At 73.8% G+C, this 15866-nt stretch carries 18 protein-coding genes and 1 pseudogene; 12 read left to right on the top strand and 7 right to left on the bottom strand.

From position 1 onward, the window contains the following. Nucleotides 1–149 precede the first annotated feature (149 nt). From AC07A4_RS33215 to AC07A4_RS33205, 3 genes are all read left to right on the top strand, one after another. On the top strand, nt 150–896 hold the full coding sequence (locus tag AC07A4_RS33215; protein WP_478605953.1) for a lysophospholipid acyltransferase family protein: 747 nt from the start codon (nt 150–152) through the stop codon (nt 894–896). Between the two features lie 77 nt (nt 897–973). Beyond that, nucleotides 974–1099 (top strand): hypothetical protein, encoded by a 126-nt coding sequence (locus tag AC07A4_RS33210; protein WP_478605951.1) that lies wholly within the window; start codon nt 974–976, stop codon nt 1097–1099. Nucleotides 1100–1175: 76 nt separating this feature from the next. Beyond that, complete coding sequence (locus AC07A4_RS33205) at nt 1176–1859, top strand: glycerophosphodiester phosphodiesterase (protein WP_478605948.1); 684 nt, start codon at nt 1176–1178, stop codon at nt 1857–1859. Nucleotides 1860–1910: 51 nt separating this feature from the next. Here the strand turns inward: AC07A4_RS33205 and AC07A4_RS33200 are convergent, their stop codons facing one another. Continuing rightward, nucleotides 1911–2465 carry a GNAT family N-acetyltransferase gene (locus AC07A4_RS33200; RefSeq protein ID WP_478605946.1) on the bottom strand — a complete coding sequence of 185 codons (555 nt, stop codon included), beginning with the start codon at nt 2463–2465 and terminating at the stop codon, nt 1911–1913. 102 nt (nt 2466–2567) lie between these two features. Here AC07A4_RS33200 and AC07A4_RS33195 point away from each other — a divergent pair, with 102 nt between their 5' ends. After that, nucleotides 2568–2954 carry a VOC family protein gene (locus AC07A4_RS33195; protein WP_478605943.1) on the top strand — a complete coding sequence of 129 codons (387 nt, stop codon included), beginning with the start codon at nt 2568–2570 and terminating at the stop codon, nt 2952–2954. Nucleotides 2955–2964: 10 nt separating this feature from the next. Here AC07A4_RS33195 and AC07A4_RS33190 read toward each other — a convergent pair whose 3' ends face one another. Together AC07A4_RS33190 and AC07A4_RS33185 are read right to left on the bottom strand one after the other, a co-directional pair. Then, nucleotides 2965–3498, bottom strand: a complete 534-nt coding sequence (locus AC07A4_RS33190) for a MarR family winged helix-turn-helix transcriptional regulator (protein ID WP_478605940.1) — start codon at nt 3496–3498, stop codon at nt 2965–2967. A gap of 44 nt (nt 3499–3542) precedes the next feature. Then, entirely contained in the window at nt 3543–5204 is a 1662-nt protein-coding gene (locus AC07A4_RS33185) for an FUSC family protein (protein ID WP_478605938.1), read from the bottom strand. Between the two features lie 219 nt (nt 5205–5423). On the opposite strand from AC07A4_RS33185, the gene AC07A4_RS33180 reads away from it, so the two are divergent. From AC07A4_RS33180 to AC07A4_RS33165, 4 genes and pseudogenes are all read left to right on the top strand, one after another. Beyond that, entirely contained in the window at nt 5424–5969 is a 546-nt protein-coding gene (locus AC07A4_RS33180; protein ID WP_478605936.1) for a DUF5134 domain-containing protein, read from the top strand. 179 nt (nt 5970–6148) lie between these two features. Further along, on the top strand, nt 6149–7081 hold the full coding sequence (locus tag AC07A4_RS33175) for a M56 family metallopeptidase (RefSeq protein WP_478605934.1): 933 nt from the start codon (nt 6149–6151) through the stop codon (nt 7079–7081). 33 nt (nt 7082–7114) lie between these two features. After that, entirely contained in the window at nt 7115–7816 is a 702-nt protein-coding gene (locus AC07A4_RS33170; protein WP_478605932.1) for a phosphatase PAP2 family protein, read from the top strand. A gap of 134 nt (nt 7817–7950) precedes the next feature. Further along, nucleotides 7951–8085, top strand: a pseudogene (locus AC07A4_RS33165) (hydrolase); the annotation flags it as partial. A gap of 29 nt (nt 8086–8114) precedes the next feature. Here the strand turns inward: AC07A4_RS33165 and AC07A4_RS33160 are convergent. After that, nucleotides 8115–8303 (bottom strand): DUF2630 family protein, encoded by a 189-nt coding sequence (locus tag AC07A4_RS33160; protein ID WP_478605930.1) that lies wholly within the window; start codon nt 8301–8303, stop codon nt 8115–8117. A gap of 239 nt (nt 8304–8542) precedes the next feature. On the opposite strand from AC07A4_RS33160, the gene AC07A4_RS33155 reads away from it, so the two are divergent. Then, nucleotides 8543–9160, top strand: a complete 618-nt coding sequence (locus AC07A4_RS33155; protein ID WP_478605928.1) for a TetR/AcrR family transcriptional regulator — start codon at nt 8543–8545, stop codon at nt 9158–9160. Nucleotides 9161–9179: 19 nt separating this feature from the next. Here the strand turns inward: AC07A4_RS33155 and AC07A4_RS33150 are convergent, their stop codons facing one another. After that, on the bottom strand, nt 9180–10691 hold the full coding sequence (locus AC07A4_RS33150) for an LVIVD repeat-containing protein (RefSeq protein ID WP_478605926.1): 1512 nt from the start codon (nt 10689–10691) through the stop codon (nt 9180–9182). A gap of 175 nt (nt 10692–10866) precedes the next feature. Here AC07A4_RS33150 and AC07A4_RS33145 point away from each other — a divergent pair, with 175 nt between their 5' ends. Continuing rightward, nucleotides 10867–11580 (top strand): DUF305 domain-containing protein, encoded by a 714-nt coding sequence (locus AC07A4_RS33145; protein ID WP_478605925.1) that lies wholly within the window; start codon nt 10867–10869, stop codon nt 11578–11580. Nucleotides 11581–11606: 26 nt separating this feature from the next. Here the strand turns inward: AC07A4_RS33145 and AC07A4_RS33140 are convergent, their stop codons facing one another. Further along, entirely contained in the window at nt 11607–12398 is a 792-nt protein-coding gene (locus AC07A4_RS33140) for a DUF6214 family protein (protein WP_478605923.1), read from the bottom strand. 238 nt (nt 12399–12636) lie between these two features. On the opposite strand from AC07A4_RS33140, the gene AC07A4_RS33135 reads away from it, so the two are divergent. Next, nucleotides 12637–14001 carry an FAD-dependent oxidoreductase gene (locus AC07A4_RS33135; protein ID WP_478605920.1) on the top strand — a complete coding sequence of 455 codons (1365 nt, stop codon included), beginning with the start codon at nt 12637–12639 and terminating at the stop codon, nt 13999–14001. 104 nt (nt 14002–14105) lie between these two features. Here AC07A4_RS33135 and AC07A4_RS33130 read toward each other — a convergent pair whose 3' ends face one another. Continuing rightward, nucleotides 14106–14474, bottom strand: coding sequence for an ArsR/SmtB family transcription factor (locus AC07A4_RS33130; RefSeq protein ID WP_478605917.1), 369 nt, complete (start codon nt 14472–14474; stop codon nt 14106–14108). A 169-nt stretch (nt 14475–14643) separates the two neighbouring features. Here AC07A4_RS33130 and AC07A4_RS33125 point away from each other — a divergent pair, with 169 nt between their 5' ends. Further along, nucleotides 14644–15729 (top strand): NADH:flavin oxidoreductase/NADH oxidase, encoded by a 1086-nt coding sequence (locus tag AC07A4_RS33125; protein ID WP_478605915.1) that lies wholly within the window; start codon nt 14644–14646, stop codon nt 15727–15729. Nucleotides 15730–15866 lie beyond the last annotated feature (137 nt).

The raw sequence follows: 15866 nt of genomic DNA, 5'->3' as shown, positions 1-15866 counted from the left end.
AGTTCCGATCGGCGTGGCTCCCCTGTTTTTCAGCCGTATCGCACGCCTCGTTCCCCTGGCTCGATTCGCCTTCTCCCACGCGCCCCTAAAGGCGACTAGCGTGCCCCGGCGCGGGGGAATTTCGGGGAACTCAGGAGGGGATCCACGCGATGTTCTACGCCGTGTTCAGGTGCGTCGTCCTGATACCGCTGCTGCGGTGGCTGTTCCGGCCGCGGATCGAGGGGCTCGACCGCGTCCCGCGCCACGGCGCGGCCATCGTGGCGGGCAACCACCAGTCGTTCTGCGACCAGTTCCTGCTCGGCGTGACGCTGCGGCGGCGCATCAGCTTCCTCGCGAAGGTCGAGTACTTCACGGGTGCGGGCCTGCGCGGCCGGATCGCCGCCGCGTTCTTCCGCGGCATCGGCGCGATCCCCGTGGACCGGTCGGGGGGCGGCGCCGGGCGCGCGGCCGTCGAGTCCGGGCTCGGCGTGCTGGCCAGGGGCGGTCTCCTCGGGATCTTCCCGGAGGGCACGCGCTCGCACGACGGGCGGCTCTACAAGGGCAAGGTCGGCGTCGCGGAGATGGCGCTGCGCTCCGGCGCGCCCGTGATCCCCTGCGCCATGATCGGCACGTTCGAGGCCCAGCCCGCGGGCCGCCGGGTCCCGAGCCTCGTACCGATCACGCTGCGCTTCGGCGAGCCGCTGGACTTCTCCCGGTACCGGGGCATGAGGGACGAGCGCGCCGCGCTGCGCGCCATCACCGACGAGATCATGTACGCGATCCTGGAGCTCTCCGGGCAGGAGTACGTCGACCAGTACGCGATGGAGGCCAAGGCCCAGGCCGGGCGGCGAGGCCCCGCGGACCGGGTCCGCGCCCACGCCGGTCAACCTCCCGCCGACGCGCCCACCCACGGGTGAGACAGCTCGCGGTCACGGGGCCCACGGCGGTAGGACGGTCCGGGTCAGCCGTCCCCGCCGCAGGGAGCAGAGAAGCGTTGAGCACCCGCGCCGTTCTTGTCGCCGCCCTCATCACCGGACTCCTCCTCGGCATCGTCGGCACCAGATCGGACGACTCCGGTCCGTCGCGTCGTGACGGTCCCCTCGTCGAGGCGGGCGATTAGGCTGCGGGCTTGCCGCGTGGTCCTGAGCCGCCGCACCGCGCGGATCCGAGCCGCCGTCGACGGAAGCGAGTGAACCTTGAACTTCGTCACCATCGGGCACCGCGGTGTCATGGGCATCGAGCCCGAGAACACCCTGCGTTCCTTCGTCGCCGCGCAAGCCGCGGGTCTGGACGTCATCGAACTCGACCTGCACCTCAGCAAGGACGGCGCCCTCGTCGTCATGCACGACGCCGACGTGGACCGCACCACCGACGGCAGCGGCGCCATCGCCGAGCAGACCCTCGCCGAGCTGCGCGGGCTCGACGCGGGCAAGGGCGAGCGCATCCCCGTCTTCGAGGAGGTCCTGGACGCGGTGCAGGCGCCGCTGCAGGCCGAGATCAAGGACGTGGCGGCCGCGCGCGCCCTCGCCGACGTCCTGCACGCGCGCGACCTGGTGGGCCGGGTGGAGGTGCTCTCCTTCCACGACGAGGCGATCGCCGAGATCGCCCGCCTGGTCCCCGGCGTGCGCACCGCGCTCGTCGCGAGCCGCTACGGCCTGGACGTCGTGGACCGCGCCACGGCCGTCGGCGCGACCACGCTCGTCCTGAACATCCGCAGACTGACCCTGGAAGTCGTCGAGCGGGCGCGCAAGGCCGACCTGCGGATCATCGGCTGGGTCGTGAACACCCAGGACGATCTGCGTCTGGTGCGCGCGCTGCAGCTCGACGGCGCGACGACGGACTACCCCGACATCAAGCGCACGGGCCGCTTCACGGCCTGAGCACCGCCGCGCGCACGGCGGGATGCGGGCGCCGCTGCCGGGCGCCCGGGATCAGCCGAGCTCCTTGACAAGCAGCTCGAACTGCAGGTCGTCGCGCTGCGGAACGCCGAAGCGCTCGTCGCCGTACGGGAAGGGCGTCATCTTTCCCGTACGGCGGTAGCCGCGCCGCTCGTACCAGGCGATGAGCTCCTCGCGCACGGAGATCACCGTCATATGCATCTCGCGCACGCCCCACGCCGTGCGCGCGGTGCGCTCCGCCTCCGCCATGATCACCTTGCCGAGGCCCGCGCCCTGGAGCGCCGGGCTCACCGCGAACATCCCGAAGTAGGCGTGCTCCCCGCGGTGTTCGAGCTGGCAGCAGGCGACGACGCGGCCCCCGCGCTCCACGGCGAGCAGCCTGCTCCCGGGCGCGTTGATGACCGCGGCGACGCCCGCGCGGTCGGTGCGCTGCCCCTGGAGGATGTCCGCCTCGGTCGTCCACCCGGCGCGGCTGTCGTCGCCTCGGTACGCCGACTCGATGAGCGCGACCAGGGCGTCGGTGTCGGCCTCGGTGGCGTCACGGAAGGTGAGGTCGCCGTGGGCGCTGGTGGGCGAGGCGGTTTCCATGGGCGCGTGTCTCCGATCTGCGGTGCCGCTGTTCCCACGCGGGGGAGCTCCTCTCCCGCCGCGCGCACCGCCGAGCGTAACCCGGCGCTAGGGTGCGGCCGCATGGTGCACGTACTCAGCAGCAGGATCCTGCTCCGCCCCACCGACCCCGAGCGGTCCCGGGCCTTCTACGGCGGGGACCTCGGCCTCGCGGTGTACCGGGAGTTCGGCACGGGCCCGGACCGCGGCACGGTCTACTTCCTCGGCGGCGGCTTCCTTGAGCTCTCCGGCCGGGCCGATGAGCCGCCGTCGAGCGCGGTGCGGCTGTGGCTCCAGGTCGACGACGTCGCCGCCGCGCACGAGGAGCTGTCCGCGCGCGGCGTCGAGGTCCTGCGGCCGCCGGTCAAGGAGCCGTGGGGCCTGGTCGAGATGTGGATCGCCGACCCCGACGGCACCCGCGTCGCGCTGGTGGAGGTGCCCGAGGAGCATCCGCTGCGCTACCGGCCCTGAGGGCGGCGGCTCAGCCCCGGGGGACGCCGAGGCGCCCCTCCAGCTGGCCGAGCAGGTCCCCGAGGAGCGCCGCGAGGTGCTCCCGGCCGTCGTCCGCGAGCCCGGCGAGCACCGCCGTCTCGTACGTCAGCTGCTCGGGCAGGATCGCGTCCACGAGGTCGCGGCCCGCGTCCGTGAGGCGGACGTGGGCGACGCGGCGGTCCCGGGCGTCGGGGCGGCGGTCGATGAGGGCGCGCTCCTGGAGCTGCTTGAGCCGCTTGGTGACGGCCGCGCCCGAGGAGTAGGTCTCCCTGGCCAGCTCGCCGGGGGTGAGCTCGTGGCCGGTGCGGCGCAGGGCGCCCAGGAGGTCGAACTCGGGGCGGGTCAGGCCCGCGCGGCGCAGCGGGGCGTCCTCGGCCTGCTGGAGGAGGGCGGCGCACCGGTTGATGCGGCCGATGATCTCCATGGGGGCGGTGTCGACGTCGGGGCGCGCCTCCCGCCACTGCCGGACCACCGCGGCCACCGTGTCGCCCGTCGCCGCCCGGCCGCCGTACCCACTCGTCATCCCCGTGCCTCACTCCTGGTGCCCGCGCTGGCGCGCACGCCCCGTCATCCATGCGCGCCCTCAGCGCGCGCTCCGCCACGTACCGTAGCCGCGAGCGTACGGTGTCCGGCGCGCTCGGCGACGGCCACCCGCTGGGCGGGGAGCTCGCGCTGCCACCATTCGCCGGCCGCGGTGTCGTGGGCGGTCCGCAGGGCGACGAGGCTCGCGGTGAGGCGGCGGCGGGCGCGGGGCAGGTCGGGGGCGGGGCCGGTGAGCGAGCGTTCGGCGGCGGCGCGGGCGCGCTCCGCCGCGGTGAGCGCGTGCTCGATCCGGTCGGCGGCCCGGCGGTTGGTGACGGCGACGGCGGCGGTCAGGCCGAGCAGCGCGCCGACGAGCGTATCCACGACGCGGTCGGCGATCAGCGCGCCGGGGTCCTGGAACCGGGTGAACTCCGTGACGAGCAGCGCCATCGGTGTCACACAGACGCAGCCCAGCCAGTAGTTGCGCGACATGAGGGCCTCCGCGCCGAAGGCGAGCAGGATGCCGCACCCGAGGAGCGCGGCGTGGCTGAGGTGCGCGAGCGGCGCGAGTGCGGCGAAGGCGAGGACGCCCACGAGGTTGCCGACGACGCGCTGCACCCCGCGGCTCCAGGTGAGGGTGACGTTGGCCTGGTAGAGCGAGGCCGCGGTGACCAGGGCCCAGTAGGGGCGGCCGACGCCGAGCGCGAGCGCGGCGTATCCGGCCAGGGCGCAGCCGACGGCGGTGCGCAGGGCGATGGGCAGCAGCGGGGAGCCCGGTCCGAGCAGGCGCCACAGCGGGGCGGCGGCCTCGGCCGCTTCGGCCCGCTCCAGCGGCAGGGGCGCGGGCGCGCGGCCCGGGTCCGGGACGGGGGCGGTGCCGCGCAGCCCGTCGGCCAGGGTGCGCAGCCGCGCCGGGTCGGCGGCGAGCGGCGCGGCGAGCGCGTCCTCGGCCGTCGCCGCGAGCGCGTGCAGGGCGGTGCGCCCCTGGCCGGTGCGGGTGGCGTGCAGGGACTGCCAGGCGGCGTGGACGGCGTCGGCCGCGGCGGTACGGGCCCGTTCGGGCGCGGGGCCGTCGGCGCGGTGGCGGGCGGCGGCCTCGGCGTACGCGGCGGCCGCCCGCAGGGCCCGGGCGGTGGCGCGGCGCTCGGGGCCGTGCGGGCGCCACGGCGCGGGGGCCATGCCCACGAGCCAGGCCACGGCCCCGGCGCCGAGCGTCAGCGCGAGATGACCGGGGACCCGGCCGAGGTCCTGCGGCGCGAACAGGCTCGCCGAGCTGACGAACGTGAAGATCAGATGGCCGGGCGGGCCGACCCGGGTGGCGTCGCACAGCGCCTTCTGCGCGGCGGCGAGGAGCGCGCCGATCGCCACAAGCGCCACCGCGGGCAGCGCGAGCGCGGCGGCGGTCAGCGCGACAGCCATGCTCGCCACCATGCCGATGACGACCCAGGCGAGGGCGCGGGCCCGGGCGGCGTACGGCAGTTGATGGGCGTACAGGGCGCAGAGGGAGCCCGCCATCGTGTACATCACGAGGTCGAGGCGGCCGAGTGCGAGCAGCGTCAGATGCGGGACGGACAGGGCGGCGGCGACGCTGAGGGCTGGCTTGAACCAGATGTCCGACGGCGCGGCGAGGCGCAGCGCCCCGGCGAGCGGCAGGGGGTGGGTCCGCGCGCGGAGCGGGGGCCGGGACGGGTTCGGTGAGCTGCTCATACCCAAAAGGTTAGCAAGTGTTTTACCTGAGAAATAAATGTGAGGGAGTGCGGAGCGGGAACGGGCAGGGGCAGGGGCGGCTCCCCCGCGCGCCGGGTCGCGAGCCCCCTCCGCTCCCCGTCCGCGCTCCCGCCGTACCCCCGTGCGCTCCCGTACGCCGCCCCGGCTCCGGGCATCGACACGACGACGGCGTCGACACGTCGATCGAGGAGGTGCGCGGTGCACGGACCGGGATCGGCGAGCTGGCTGCTCGTGGCGCTCTGCGCGGCGAGCGGCGCCTACTGTCTGCTGCGGATGCGCAGCCACGTGGAGGAGCAGCGCCGCACGGCGGGCGGTGAGGCGCTCATGGGCTTCGGCATGGCGGTGATGGCCGTCCCGGCGGCCGCCCTTTCGCCGCCCACCGGGGTGTGGGCCGGGTACGCGGCCGTGTTCGCCGTCGTCGGCCTTCGCGCCGCGTGGACGGCCCGGCGCCACGCGCACCACACCCACCACCTGGTGGGCGCCTTCGCGATGGTCTACATGTCCGCCGCGATGGTCACCACTCCCGGAGCGGGCCACGGCGGCGCGGGCGCCCCCTTGGTGACCGGCGCCCTGCTGCTGTACTTCGCCGGGCACGTCCTCGCCTCGGGCGCGCGCCTTGCTCCGGTGGGCGCGGCGGTGACGCCGGAGGCGGGCGTCGTGAGCTGGGCCGACCGGCCGGAGCTCGCCCTGGTGTGCCGCCTCGCGATGAGCACGGCGATGCTGGCGATGCTCCTGACGCTGTGACGGGTGGCCCTGTGGCGGGTGACCTTGCGAGGGGTGCCCCTGTGAGGCGTGGCCTTGTGGCGCGCGGCGGGCCCCGCTTCCCCGCCGCACCCCCCACACCCGCCCCGAGGCCGTGGCGTGCGTCACTTCCCGGCGAGGGCCCGTATCCCCGCGCGGGGCGCCCCTCATAGGGTTGACCCATGATGGTCCCCGTCGCGCTGTTGCTCCTGGGTGCACTGACCGCAGTCGTCGCCCCACGGATGCTCGCGCGGGCGGACTGGCCGGAACGCGAACCCGTGGTCGCGCTGTGGGCGTGGCAGTGCGTGGTGGCCGGTGTGCTGCTCTGCTGTGCCCTCTCGATGACCTTCAGCGCGGCCGCCGCCTGGCAGGCCGTGCGCGGGCACCTGTTCGCACCGGCGCCGCACGACGTGGTGGAGGCATACGCGCTGGGTCCGACGCCCTGGGCCACCGTGACGGCGGTGGCGCTCGCCTGCGGCGGCGTCTGGACGGCCCTGATGCTGACGCGCGAGATCGCCCGCGCGCGGTCCCGGCGCGCCCGGCGGCGCGCCGAACTCGCCGTACGGGCGCCTTCGTTGCCCGGCGAGGAGCCCGGCGCGGACCGTCTCGTCGTCCTGGAGGGCGAGCGCCCCGACGCCTGGTGGCTGCCGGGAACCGCGCCCCAACTGGTCATTACCACGGCCGCGTTGCGGCGACTGAAGGGCCGTCAGCTCGATGCGGTGCTCGCCCATGAGCAGGGGCACGCCGAGGCCCGGCACGACTGGCTGCTGCACTGCTCGGGCGCCCTCGCCGCGGGCTTCCCGCAGGTGCCGGTGTTCGCCGCGTTCCGCGCCGAGATGCACCGCCTGGTGGAGCTGGCCGCCGACGACGTCGCCTCGCGCCGCTTCGGCCGCCTGACGATCGCGCTCGCCCTCGTCGAACTCAACGAGGACCGCGGCGTGTTCGGCCCGTGCCCGAGCGCCCACGCGCACGTGCCGCAGCGCGTGCACCGGCTGCTTGCCGCCCGCCCCCGGCTCACCGCGGGGCGCCGCCTGCGGCTCACGGCCGCCGCGGCGCTCGTGCCCGTCGTCCCCCTGCTGGTGGCGTTCGTGCCCGCGCTGCGCGCGCTCGGTTAGGCACAGGACCCGCCCATCGGCCAGGATCACCCCATGCACTCCGAGCCCCGACCGCCCGCTTCGCCGTTCCGTGCCTCCAGGGTCGCCGCGCTGCTCGCGCCGCCGACGCTGCTGCTCCTCGTCCTGGTCTCCGCCGAGTGGCAGCCGCTGCTCGGCCTGGACGGCGACATCGCGCGGACCACGCACCGCTGGGCGGTGGCTCACCGGGACCTCACCCAGGCCGCGCGCGTCCTCACGGACTGGGTGTGGGACCCGTGGACCATGCGCGCCCTGTGCGCGGTCGTCGTCCTGTGGCTAGCCGCCCAGCGGACGTGGCGGCCCGCGCTGTGGCTCGCGGCGACGTGTCTGGTGGGCACGCTCCTCCAGCAGGGCCTCAAAGCGCTGGTGGGCCGGGAGCGGCCGCGCTGGCCGGACCCGGTGGACTCCGCGCACTACGCGGCGTTCCCCTCGGGCCACGCGATGACGGCGACCGTGGTGTGCGGTCTGCTCCTGTGGCTCCTGCGCGGGTACGGCGTCGGTGCCGCCGTCTGGTGGACCGGCCTCGGCCTGGCCGTGGTGTCCGTGGTCGGCGTCGGCCTCACCCGGATCTGGCTCGGCGTGCACTGGACGTCGGACGTCGTGGAGGGCTGGCTGCTCGGCGCCCTGACCGTGGCGGCGGCCATCGCGCTGTACGAGCGCTATGTGCCCGCCGCGGGGGGCGCCGCCGCTTCGGGGCACGTCGACAGCCGCGCCTGATCCCGCCCTGGCGGGGCCGGGCGCCCTGAACGGTGCGGCGGGCGCCCCGCAGGACCGCCGCCATGACGGTCACGGGCGTGCTGTTCGACTTCTCCGGGACGCTGTTCCGCGTCGAGTCCGCCGCGTCCTGACTGCGGGGCGCGCGCGTCGGCGTGGTCAGCGACGTCGGCTGGGATCCGCGGCCGGTGTTCCGCGCGCACGGTCTGGACGCGTACGTGGACGCCTCTGTCCTGTCGTACGAGCACGGGGGGCAGAAGCCCGATCCGAGGTCCTGCCTCGACACGGCCCCGTGAGGCCCTCAGCCCGCTTCGGACTTGGCGCGCCGCCTGCGCAGCAGATCCCAGCACTGGTCCAGCTCCCGCTCCAGATCCCCGAGCCGGGCCCGTTCCGTGGCCTCGTCGATCGCCCCGGACGCGAGCGATTCCCGCAGGGTCTTCTCGGCGTCGACCATCTCGCTGATCCGCGCCAGAATCTGCTGTTGATCCATGTCCCAGTGCCTCCTCGGCCCCTTCGCCCACTGTAAGGAGGCGCGGCCGGATCGGCGAGAAGAGGGCATGCGCGGGCGAAGGGAGGGGAGGAAGAGGGGTGCCGAGCGGAGGGGACTCCTGTGGGCAGGCAACACTCCCCCGCGGTGTTGCCTGCCCCAGGCAGCACCGGCCCATGTCGGCCAGGGCCGGTATGCGCTGAGTATATTGGTTGTGAGCCAGTCAACGCAGGAGTTACAGGATGTCCCCGCGGAGCCCATCGGTCAATGAAGAGTTGCGGAGGCGTTCTCGGGAACGGCTGCTGCAGGCCACGGTGGAGCTGGTGAGCGAGCGCGGTTATGAGGCGACGACGCTCGCGGACATCGCCGATCGCGCGGGGTCCGCGCGGGGCCTGGTGTCGTACTACTTCCCGGGCAAGCGCCAGCTCCTGCAGTCGGCGGTGCACCGGCTCATGCACCGCACGCTGCAGGAGGCGCTGGAGCGCGAGCCCCGCGCGGCGGCGGGGGACGAGCTCCTCGCCCGCGCCATCGACGCGATCCTGGGGCTCGCGCGGGACCGCCCGGTCCTGATGCGCACCCACATGGCGGGCATCCTCCAGGCCGAGGGCTTCGTGCAGTGCCCGGAGCAGCAGCGCCTGGCGTTCCTGCTGCGCGACACCGTGGACCGCTACGGCTCCGCGGACGCCGAGACCGACTACCGCATGCTGCGCGCGCTGCTGATGGGCGCGGTGTTCGCGCTCCTGATACCGGGCGCGCCGATGCCCTTGGTGCGTCTGCGCGCGGAGCTGTTCCAGCGCTACGGCCTGGACTGGGAGCTCGGCGTCCCGCCGGGCGACGAACCGCCCGACGGGACGTACTGACACGCGTCCGGATCGTGTCTCAGTCGTGCCAGCCGAAGTACTCCGGCTGTGTCTGGACGTTCAGCTCGCGCAGCCGCACGCGCTTGGCCGGATCGGTGCGCTTGTCATGGAGCTTCAGCACGTCGAAGCCCTTGACCATGTCGTTCGAGTAGATGTGGCCGTTGTAGTAGTACGCCGACCACGAGCCGCCGCCGACCAGCTGGTCCGCGGAGAGCGGGCCGCGCTCGAAGTAGGCGATCTCCTTGGGCTTGGCCGAGTCGGTGAAGTCCCACACGGACACACCGCCCTGGTACCAGGCCTGGACCATGAGGTCCTTGCCCCTGACCGGGATCAGCGAGCCGTTGTGGGCGACGCAGTTCTCGGTGTTCGCCTGGTGGCGCGGGATCTTGAAGTAGCTCTTGAAGACCAGCTTGCGCTTGTCTCCCCAGCCCTTGATCTCGTAGATGCCGTCGGCGCCGCGGTTCGGTCCGATCTCGGCGTTGCAGGTGGCGCCGCCGCCCCCGCCGAGCTCGTCGGTGAACACGACCTTGTCGGCGCGCTGGTTGAAGGTCGCGGAGTGCCAGAACGCGAAGTTCACGTTGTCCTGGACCCGGTCGATGACCTTCGGGCGTTCGGGGTCCTTGATGGAGAACAGGATGCCGTCGCCCATGCAGGCGCCCGCGGCGAGGTCCTTCGAGGGCAGCACGGTGATGTCGTGGCAGCCGGTGGTCTTGGAGACGCCCGGGTTGGTGGGGCCGCCGGGGTTGCCGCCGCCGTCGGGGCCCTCACCCGGGAACAGGACCGGGAAGCCGACGAGCGCGGCCTTCTCGGGGGCCTTGCGCGGCACCTTGATCACGGAGATGCCGTCGTGCGGCGGCTGGCAGTCGGGGAACGCCGCGTTGGGCGCGTAGGAGGAGACGTAGATGTAGACGTCGCGGCGCTCGGGGACCAGCGTGTGGGTGTGCGAGCCGCACGCGGTCTCGACGGCGGCGACGTAGCGCGGGTTCCGCTTGTCGCTGATGTCGAAGACCTTCATGCCTTCCCAGGAGGACTTCTCCGTGGCGGGCTGTGTGGTGCTCGCGCAGGAGCTGTCGCTGCGCGAGGAGTCGGTCGACAGGAACAGCAGGTTCCCGGAGACCGAGACGTCGTTCTGCGCCCCCGGGCACAGGACCTGTGCGATGGTCTTCGGCTTCTTCGGGTTGCTGATGTCGAAGACGCGGAAGCCGTCGTAGTTCCCGGCGAAGGCGTACTTCCCCTGGAAGGCGAGGTCGGAGTTGGTGCCGGGCAGCGCGTCCTTGGGGATGTTGGCGACGTGCTCGATGTTGTCGGAGTGGACTATCTCGTCGGGGGCGGGTATCTCGCCGCTCTCGATGGCCCGCTTGGTGTCGTCGGCGTCGGACTTCGACACCTTCTTCGGGGCCTTGGGGGTGTCCCCCGGGTCGGGGGTCGCCGCCGCGGGGGCGGCGGTGAGCAGCGCGGCCAGGAGTCCGGCGGCAGCCGTGGCGACTCCTAGGCGTCTGCGCCGTGTACGGGGTTGGTTCAGCAGGGTCACTGCGTCCTCCCTTGTGGCCGTTCGAGGGCGAACGGTTCACGGACACCCGCAGTATCGTGCCCCTCATGTACAAATCAACAGACGTCAACACCCTTGTACTGAACATTTGCGATCACTGATGCTCATCGGCGTGCTAGGACGAACCCCAACACCCCCTGTGTTCCCGGAGGTTGCCGTGCTCCCCCGCCGTACGCCCCCCGCCCGTACGCCCGTTGCCCGCGCCCTCGCCGTGACCGCGCTCGTGACGGCCGCCGTCCTCACCCTGGGCGCCTGTGACGCGGATTCAGACTCCGGCTCCGGCTCCGGATCCAAGGGCCGCGCCAAGTCGCCCTCCTCGACCGGGCCTTCGGTGATCGCACCCGGCAAGCCCGGGGAGAAGGCGGCGACGCTGTCCGCCGAGGAGGCCGCGAAGCAGAGAACCGACGACGACCGGCCGAACTCGGCGGACTTCACCTACGTCGAACGGATGATCCCGCACCACGCCCAGGCCCTGGACATGACCCGGCTCGTCCCGCGGCGGGCGAAGTCGACGAAGGTGAGGCGGCTCGCCGAACGCATCACCGCCGCCCAGAAGCCGGAGATCGGCGCCATGGAGAGGTGGCTGAAGAGCCACGGCAAGAAGCCCGCGCGGGGCAGCCACGGCGCTCACCACGACCACGCGGGCATGCCGGGCATGGCCACGCCCGCGCAGCTGAGGCAGCTGCGCGCGGCCAAGGGCGCGGCGTTCGACGAGCTGTTCCTGAAGCTGATGATCACGCACCACTCGGGCGCCCTCACGATGGCCACGGAGGTGCTCTCGGACGGCAACAACCTGCTGGTCGAGGAGATGGCCAACGACGTCGTGGCGCAGCAGACGGCCGAGATCAACCGGATGCGCGGGATGGGCTGAGCGCCGCGGGGGCGCGGCGGCGGCGCTCAGCGACGGCGGTGGCGCGGCGCCAGATGCCCCGCGTCCCGCGCCCCGGCGATCAGGCGAAGGGACTTGCGGCGGCTGTGCCCCGTCGCGCCCATCACGGCGAGCACCGGGTCCCTGCCCTCGTCCTGGGCCACGCGGTACGCCTCGACGGCGGCCTGCCGGACCAGGCTGCCGCGCTGCACGGAGGGGCGGGCACGGCGCGCGGCCGCCACCTCGTCGGCGTGGCCCCACGGCCCTGCCGGCGGCCCGTACTGCTGGACGACGCCCCGGCAGACGTCCGCGAGCGGCCCCTCGATCCGGCACGCGAGGGCCACAAGATCGTGCAGCGGGAGCGGCGGCTCTGCGCGCAGGTCCTCGATGGCGACGTGCTCCTCGGAGACGGCGGCGAGGACGTCGACCCGGGCGCCGTCGAGGGCGAGGCGCAGATGGAAGAGGGGCGAGTGCCCCTCCGCGTCGGCGGCGCCCTCGGCGGCGGTGCCCTCGGCGGCGGTGCCCTCCGCGTCCCGGCCGTCCCCGCGGTCGCGCCCGTCACACCCGTCGCGCTCGTCGCGCTCGTCGCGGAAGAGGTAGTCGCCCATCGTCACGTGCGGCACCTCGTCGTACGTCTGCGCGTACGCCTCGTCGCACGTGCTGTCGTACGTCTCCCTGTACGGGTTCCCATACGCCCGCGTGCCCGGATCCTCGTACGCCGCCTCGTCCGCCCCGGCGTACGCCGATGACGTCAGCGGGGCGAGCAGCGCCGGAGGGGTCTCCGTGAGCGGCTGCGCGCCGGGCCAGTCCTGGCGCTCCACCGCGAGTAGATAATGATCACTTTCGTCGAAAAATGAGCTTTCCTGCACAGTCGCACGGTAGCCCTACAGTCACACTCCGCCAGGGCGGCACGCACGCCGCCACAGGCACGGCACCCTGTCAGCGGCACCCGCCAACGCGTCCGGCGGCACGTCTCCCCCTTGGCGCACACGGGTGCGATGCTGAAGGTCAGCCAGGCGTCACAACGTCCCCGGGCCGCCTCCCGGAAGGAGCGCCACCGTGCAGGTCGCCGTCGTGGGATCGGGTCCGAGCGGGGTCTACACCGCCCAGAGCCTGGTCCAGCAGATCCGCGTGCCGGACGTCCGGGTGGACGTGCTCGACCGGTTGCCGTGCCCGTACGGTCTGGTGCGCTACGGCGTGGCGCCCGACCACGAGAAGATCAAGTCCCTGCAGAACAACCTGCGGACCGTCCTTGAGCACGAGCGGGTGCGGTTCCTCGGCGGCGTGGAGGTCGGGCCGGGCGCGGTGGCCCCGGCGCGGCTGCTCGACTGCTACCACGCGGTCGTGTACTGCGTGGGCGCCGCCGCCGACCGCAGGCTCGGGGTGCCCGGCGAGGACCTCCCCGGGAGTTTCTCGGCGACGGAGTTCGTGTCCTGGTACAGCGCCCACCCGGACAGCGCGGCGGACGGCTTCGGGCCGCCGGACCGCTTCGTGCGCGGGGTGGACGCGGCCGTGGTCATCGGGGTCGGGAACGTCGCCGTGGACGTGGCGCGGATGCTGGCCCGCGGCGCGGCGGAGCTGCTGCCGACCGACATCCCGCACGAGGCGCTCGGCGTCCTCGCCGCGAGCCGGGTGCGCGAGGTCCACATGGTGGGGCGGCGGGGGCCATCCCAGGCGCGCTTCACCACCAAGGAGCTGCGGGAGCTCGGCTCCCTGCCGGACACCGAAATCCTGGTGGACCCTGAGGAGCTGGCGCTCGACCCCGCCTACGCCGATCCGTCCGGGCTGCCCGCCGCGACCCGCCGCAACGTGGAGGTCATGCGCGGCTGGGCCGCGCTGCCGCCGCGCGGCCTCGCGCGCCGGATCCGGCTGCGGTTCTTCCTGCGCCCTGTGGCGGTGACCGACGCGGCGGGCCGGGTCGGCGGCGTGCGCTTCGAGCGGACGCTGCCGGACGGGCGCGGCGGCGTGACGGGGTCAGGACGGTACGAGGACATCGAGGCGCAGCTCGTCCTGCGTTCGGTCGGCTACCGCGGGACGCCGATCGAGGGCCTGCCGTTCGACGCGGCCAAGGGCACGGTGCCGCACGCGGCGGGCCGGGTGCTGCGCGACGGGGCGGTGTCGCCGGGCGAGTACGTGGCGGGCTGGATCAAGCGCGGGCCGACGGGAGTGATCGGCACGAACCGGCCCTGCGCCAAGGAGACGGCGCAGTCGCTGCTCGACGACGTGAACGCCCTCACGCGGCGGGAGGTGGCGCCCGACCCGCTCGCGGCCCTGCGGGCGGCTGGCGCCGAGCCTGTCGAGTGGCAGGGGTGGCTGTCGATCGAGCGGGCCGAGGTGGAGCTGGGGCGGTCGCTGGGGCGGGGGCCGGTGAAGATCCCGGACTGGGCGGGCCTACGGGACGCTGCGCGCGGCGGTACCGGATGATCGGCGCTCCGCGCCTCGTCCTCAAGCGCCGGACGGGCTACGAATCCCGCGCCCGGCGCCTCCCGCTTGTCGGCCTTCGGCCTCGTCCTCAAACGCCGGACGGGCTAGGAGCTCGCCCCTGCGGCTAGGACTTCCCGCTCTGTCTGGAGGGTTGTCGCATTCAGGATGCTGTCCAGGAGGCCTGGGAACAGAGCGTCCAGGTCGGTGCGGCGGAGGGCGTTGAGTTTGGCCGTGCCGCGGTAGATCTGCTGGATCACGCCCGCCTCGCGCAGCACCCGGAAGTGGTGGGTCGTGGTCGACTTGGTGATCGGCAGGGCGAACTGAGAGCACGTCAACTCGGCTTGCTCCCCGGCCAGTTCGCGGACGATCTGGAGGCGCAGCGGGTCGGACAGGGCGTGCAGCACGCCTTCTAGGCGGATCTCCTCGCGCGCCGGATGGGCGAGCGCGCGGGTGCTCGGCGCGGCGGTCGTCATGGCGGCTCCAGTCTGCGGACGCGTACGGGACGGTTCCCCCACGTCTTCATAGTACGAGAATCTTCGTAGTTTGACATTTACCGTACTACGAAGGTTACCGTACGAAGGGCGGGTGCCGGCGGTGTGGCCTTCCCGCCCCCTCCCCCCGTCGTTCCGATTGGAGTCCGCCGTGAGCGCGCTGTTCGAGCCCTACACCCTGCGGAACCTGACCATCCCCAACCGCGTCTGGATGGCCCCGATGTGTCAGTACTCCGCCGCGGCCACGGGCCCTGCCGCGGGGGTCGCCACGGACTGGCACTTCGCCCACTACGCGGCCCGCGCCACCGGCGGCACCGGTCTGATCCTCACCGAGGCGACCGCCGTCAGCCCCGAGGGCCGCATCAGCCCCCGTGACCTCGGCATCTGGGACGACGCGCAGATCCCCGCGCTGCGCCGCGTCACGGACTTCCTGAAGAGCCACCGCACGGTGCCCGGCATCCAGCTCGCGCACGCGGGCCGCAAGGCGAGCACCGGCGTGCCGTGGCAGGGCGGCGGGCCGCTCGGCCCGGACGCGGGCGGCTGGCAGACGGTCGGGCCGAGCCCGGTGGCCTTCGCCGAAGGCTACGGCGTGCCCACGGAGCTGACGGTCGCGGACATCCAGCGCGTCGTCGGCGAGTTCGCGGACGCGGCCCGGCGCGCCCTGGCGGCGGGCTTCGAGGTCGCCGAGGTCCATGGCGCCCACGGCTATCTGATCGGCCAGTTCCTCTCCCCGCACAGCAACCGGCGCGCCGACGGCTACGGCGGCGACTTCGCGGGCCGCGCCCGCCTCGCCCTGGAGGTCGTCGACGCCGTGCGCGCGGTGTGGCCCGACGACAAGCCGCTGTTCTTCCGCGTCTCCGCCACCGACTGGCTGGAGGACGGCGCTCCCGGCTGGACCGCCGACGACACCGTCCGTCTGGCGCCGCTCCTCAAGGAGCGCGGCGTGGACCTGCTCGACGTCTCCACCGGCGGCAACGCCTCCGGCGTGCACATCCCCACCGCGCCCGGCTACCAGGTTCCCTTCGCCGCCCGCGTCAAGCGGGAGACGGACCTCCCCGTCGCCGCCGTCGGCCTGATCACGGAGGCCGCGCAGGCCGAGAAGATCCTCGCGGGCGGTGAGGCCGACGCCGTCCTGCTGGGCCGCGAGCTCCTGCGCGACCCGTCCTTCGCCCGCGGGGCCGCCCGGGAGCTCGGCGCCGAGTCGTACGTTCCGGACCAGTACCTGCGGTCGGTCTAGCCGAAGCCAGCACAGCACGGAACAGCACAGAACCGCACAGAAGCGGGGGGGGGGGGGGGGGGGGGGGGGGGGGGGGGGGGGGGGTGGGGGGGGGGGGGGGGGGGGGGGGGGGGGGGGGGGGGGGGGAGGGGGGGTCG

The organism is Streptomyces sp. NPDC043996 (assembly GCF_056435225.1).
The sequence above is the reverse complement of the archived record's forward strand: the minus strand, read 5'-3'. Positions and strand labels throughout refer to the sequence as shown.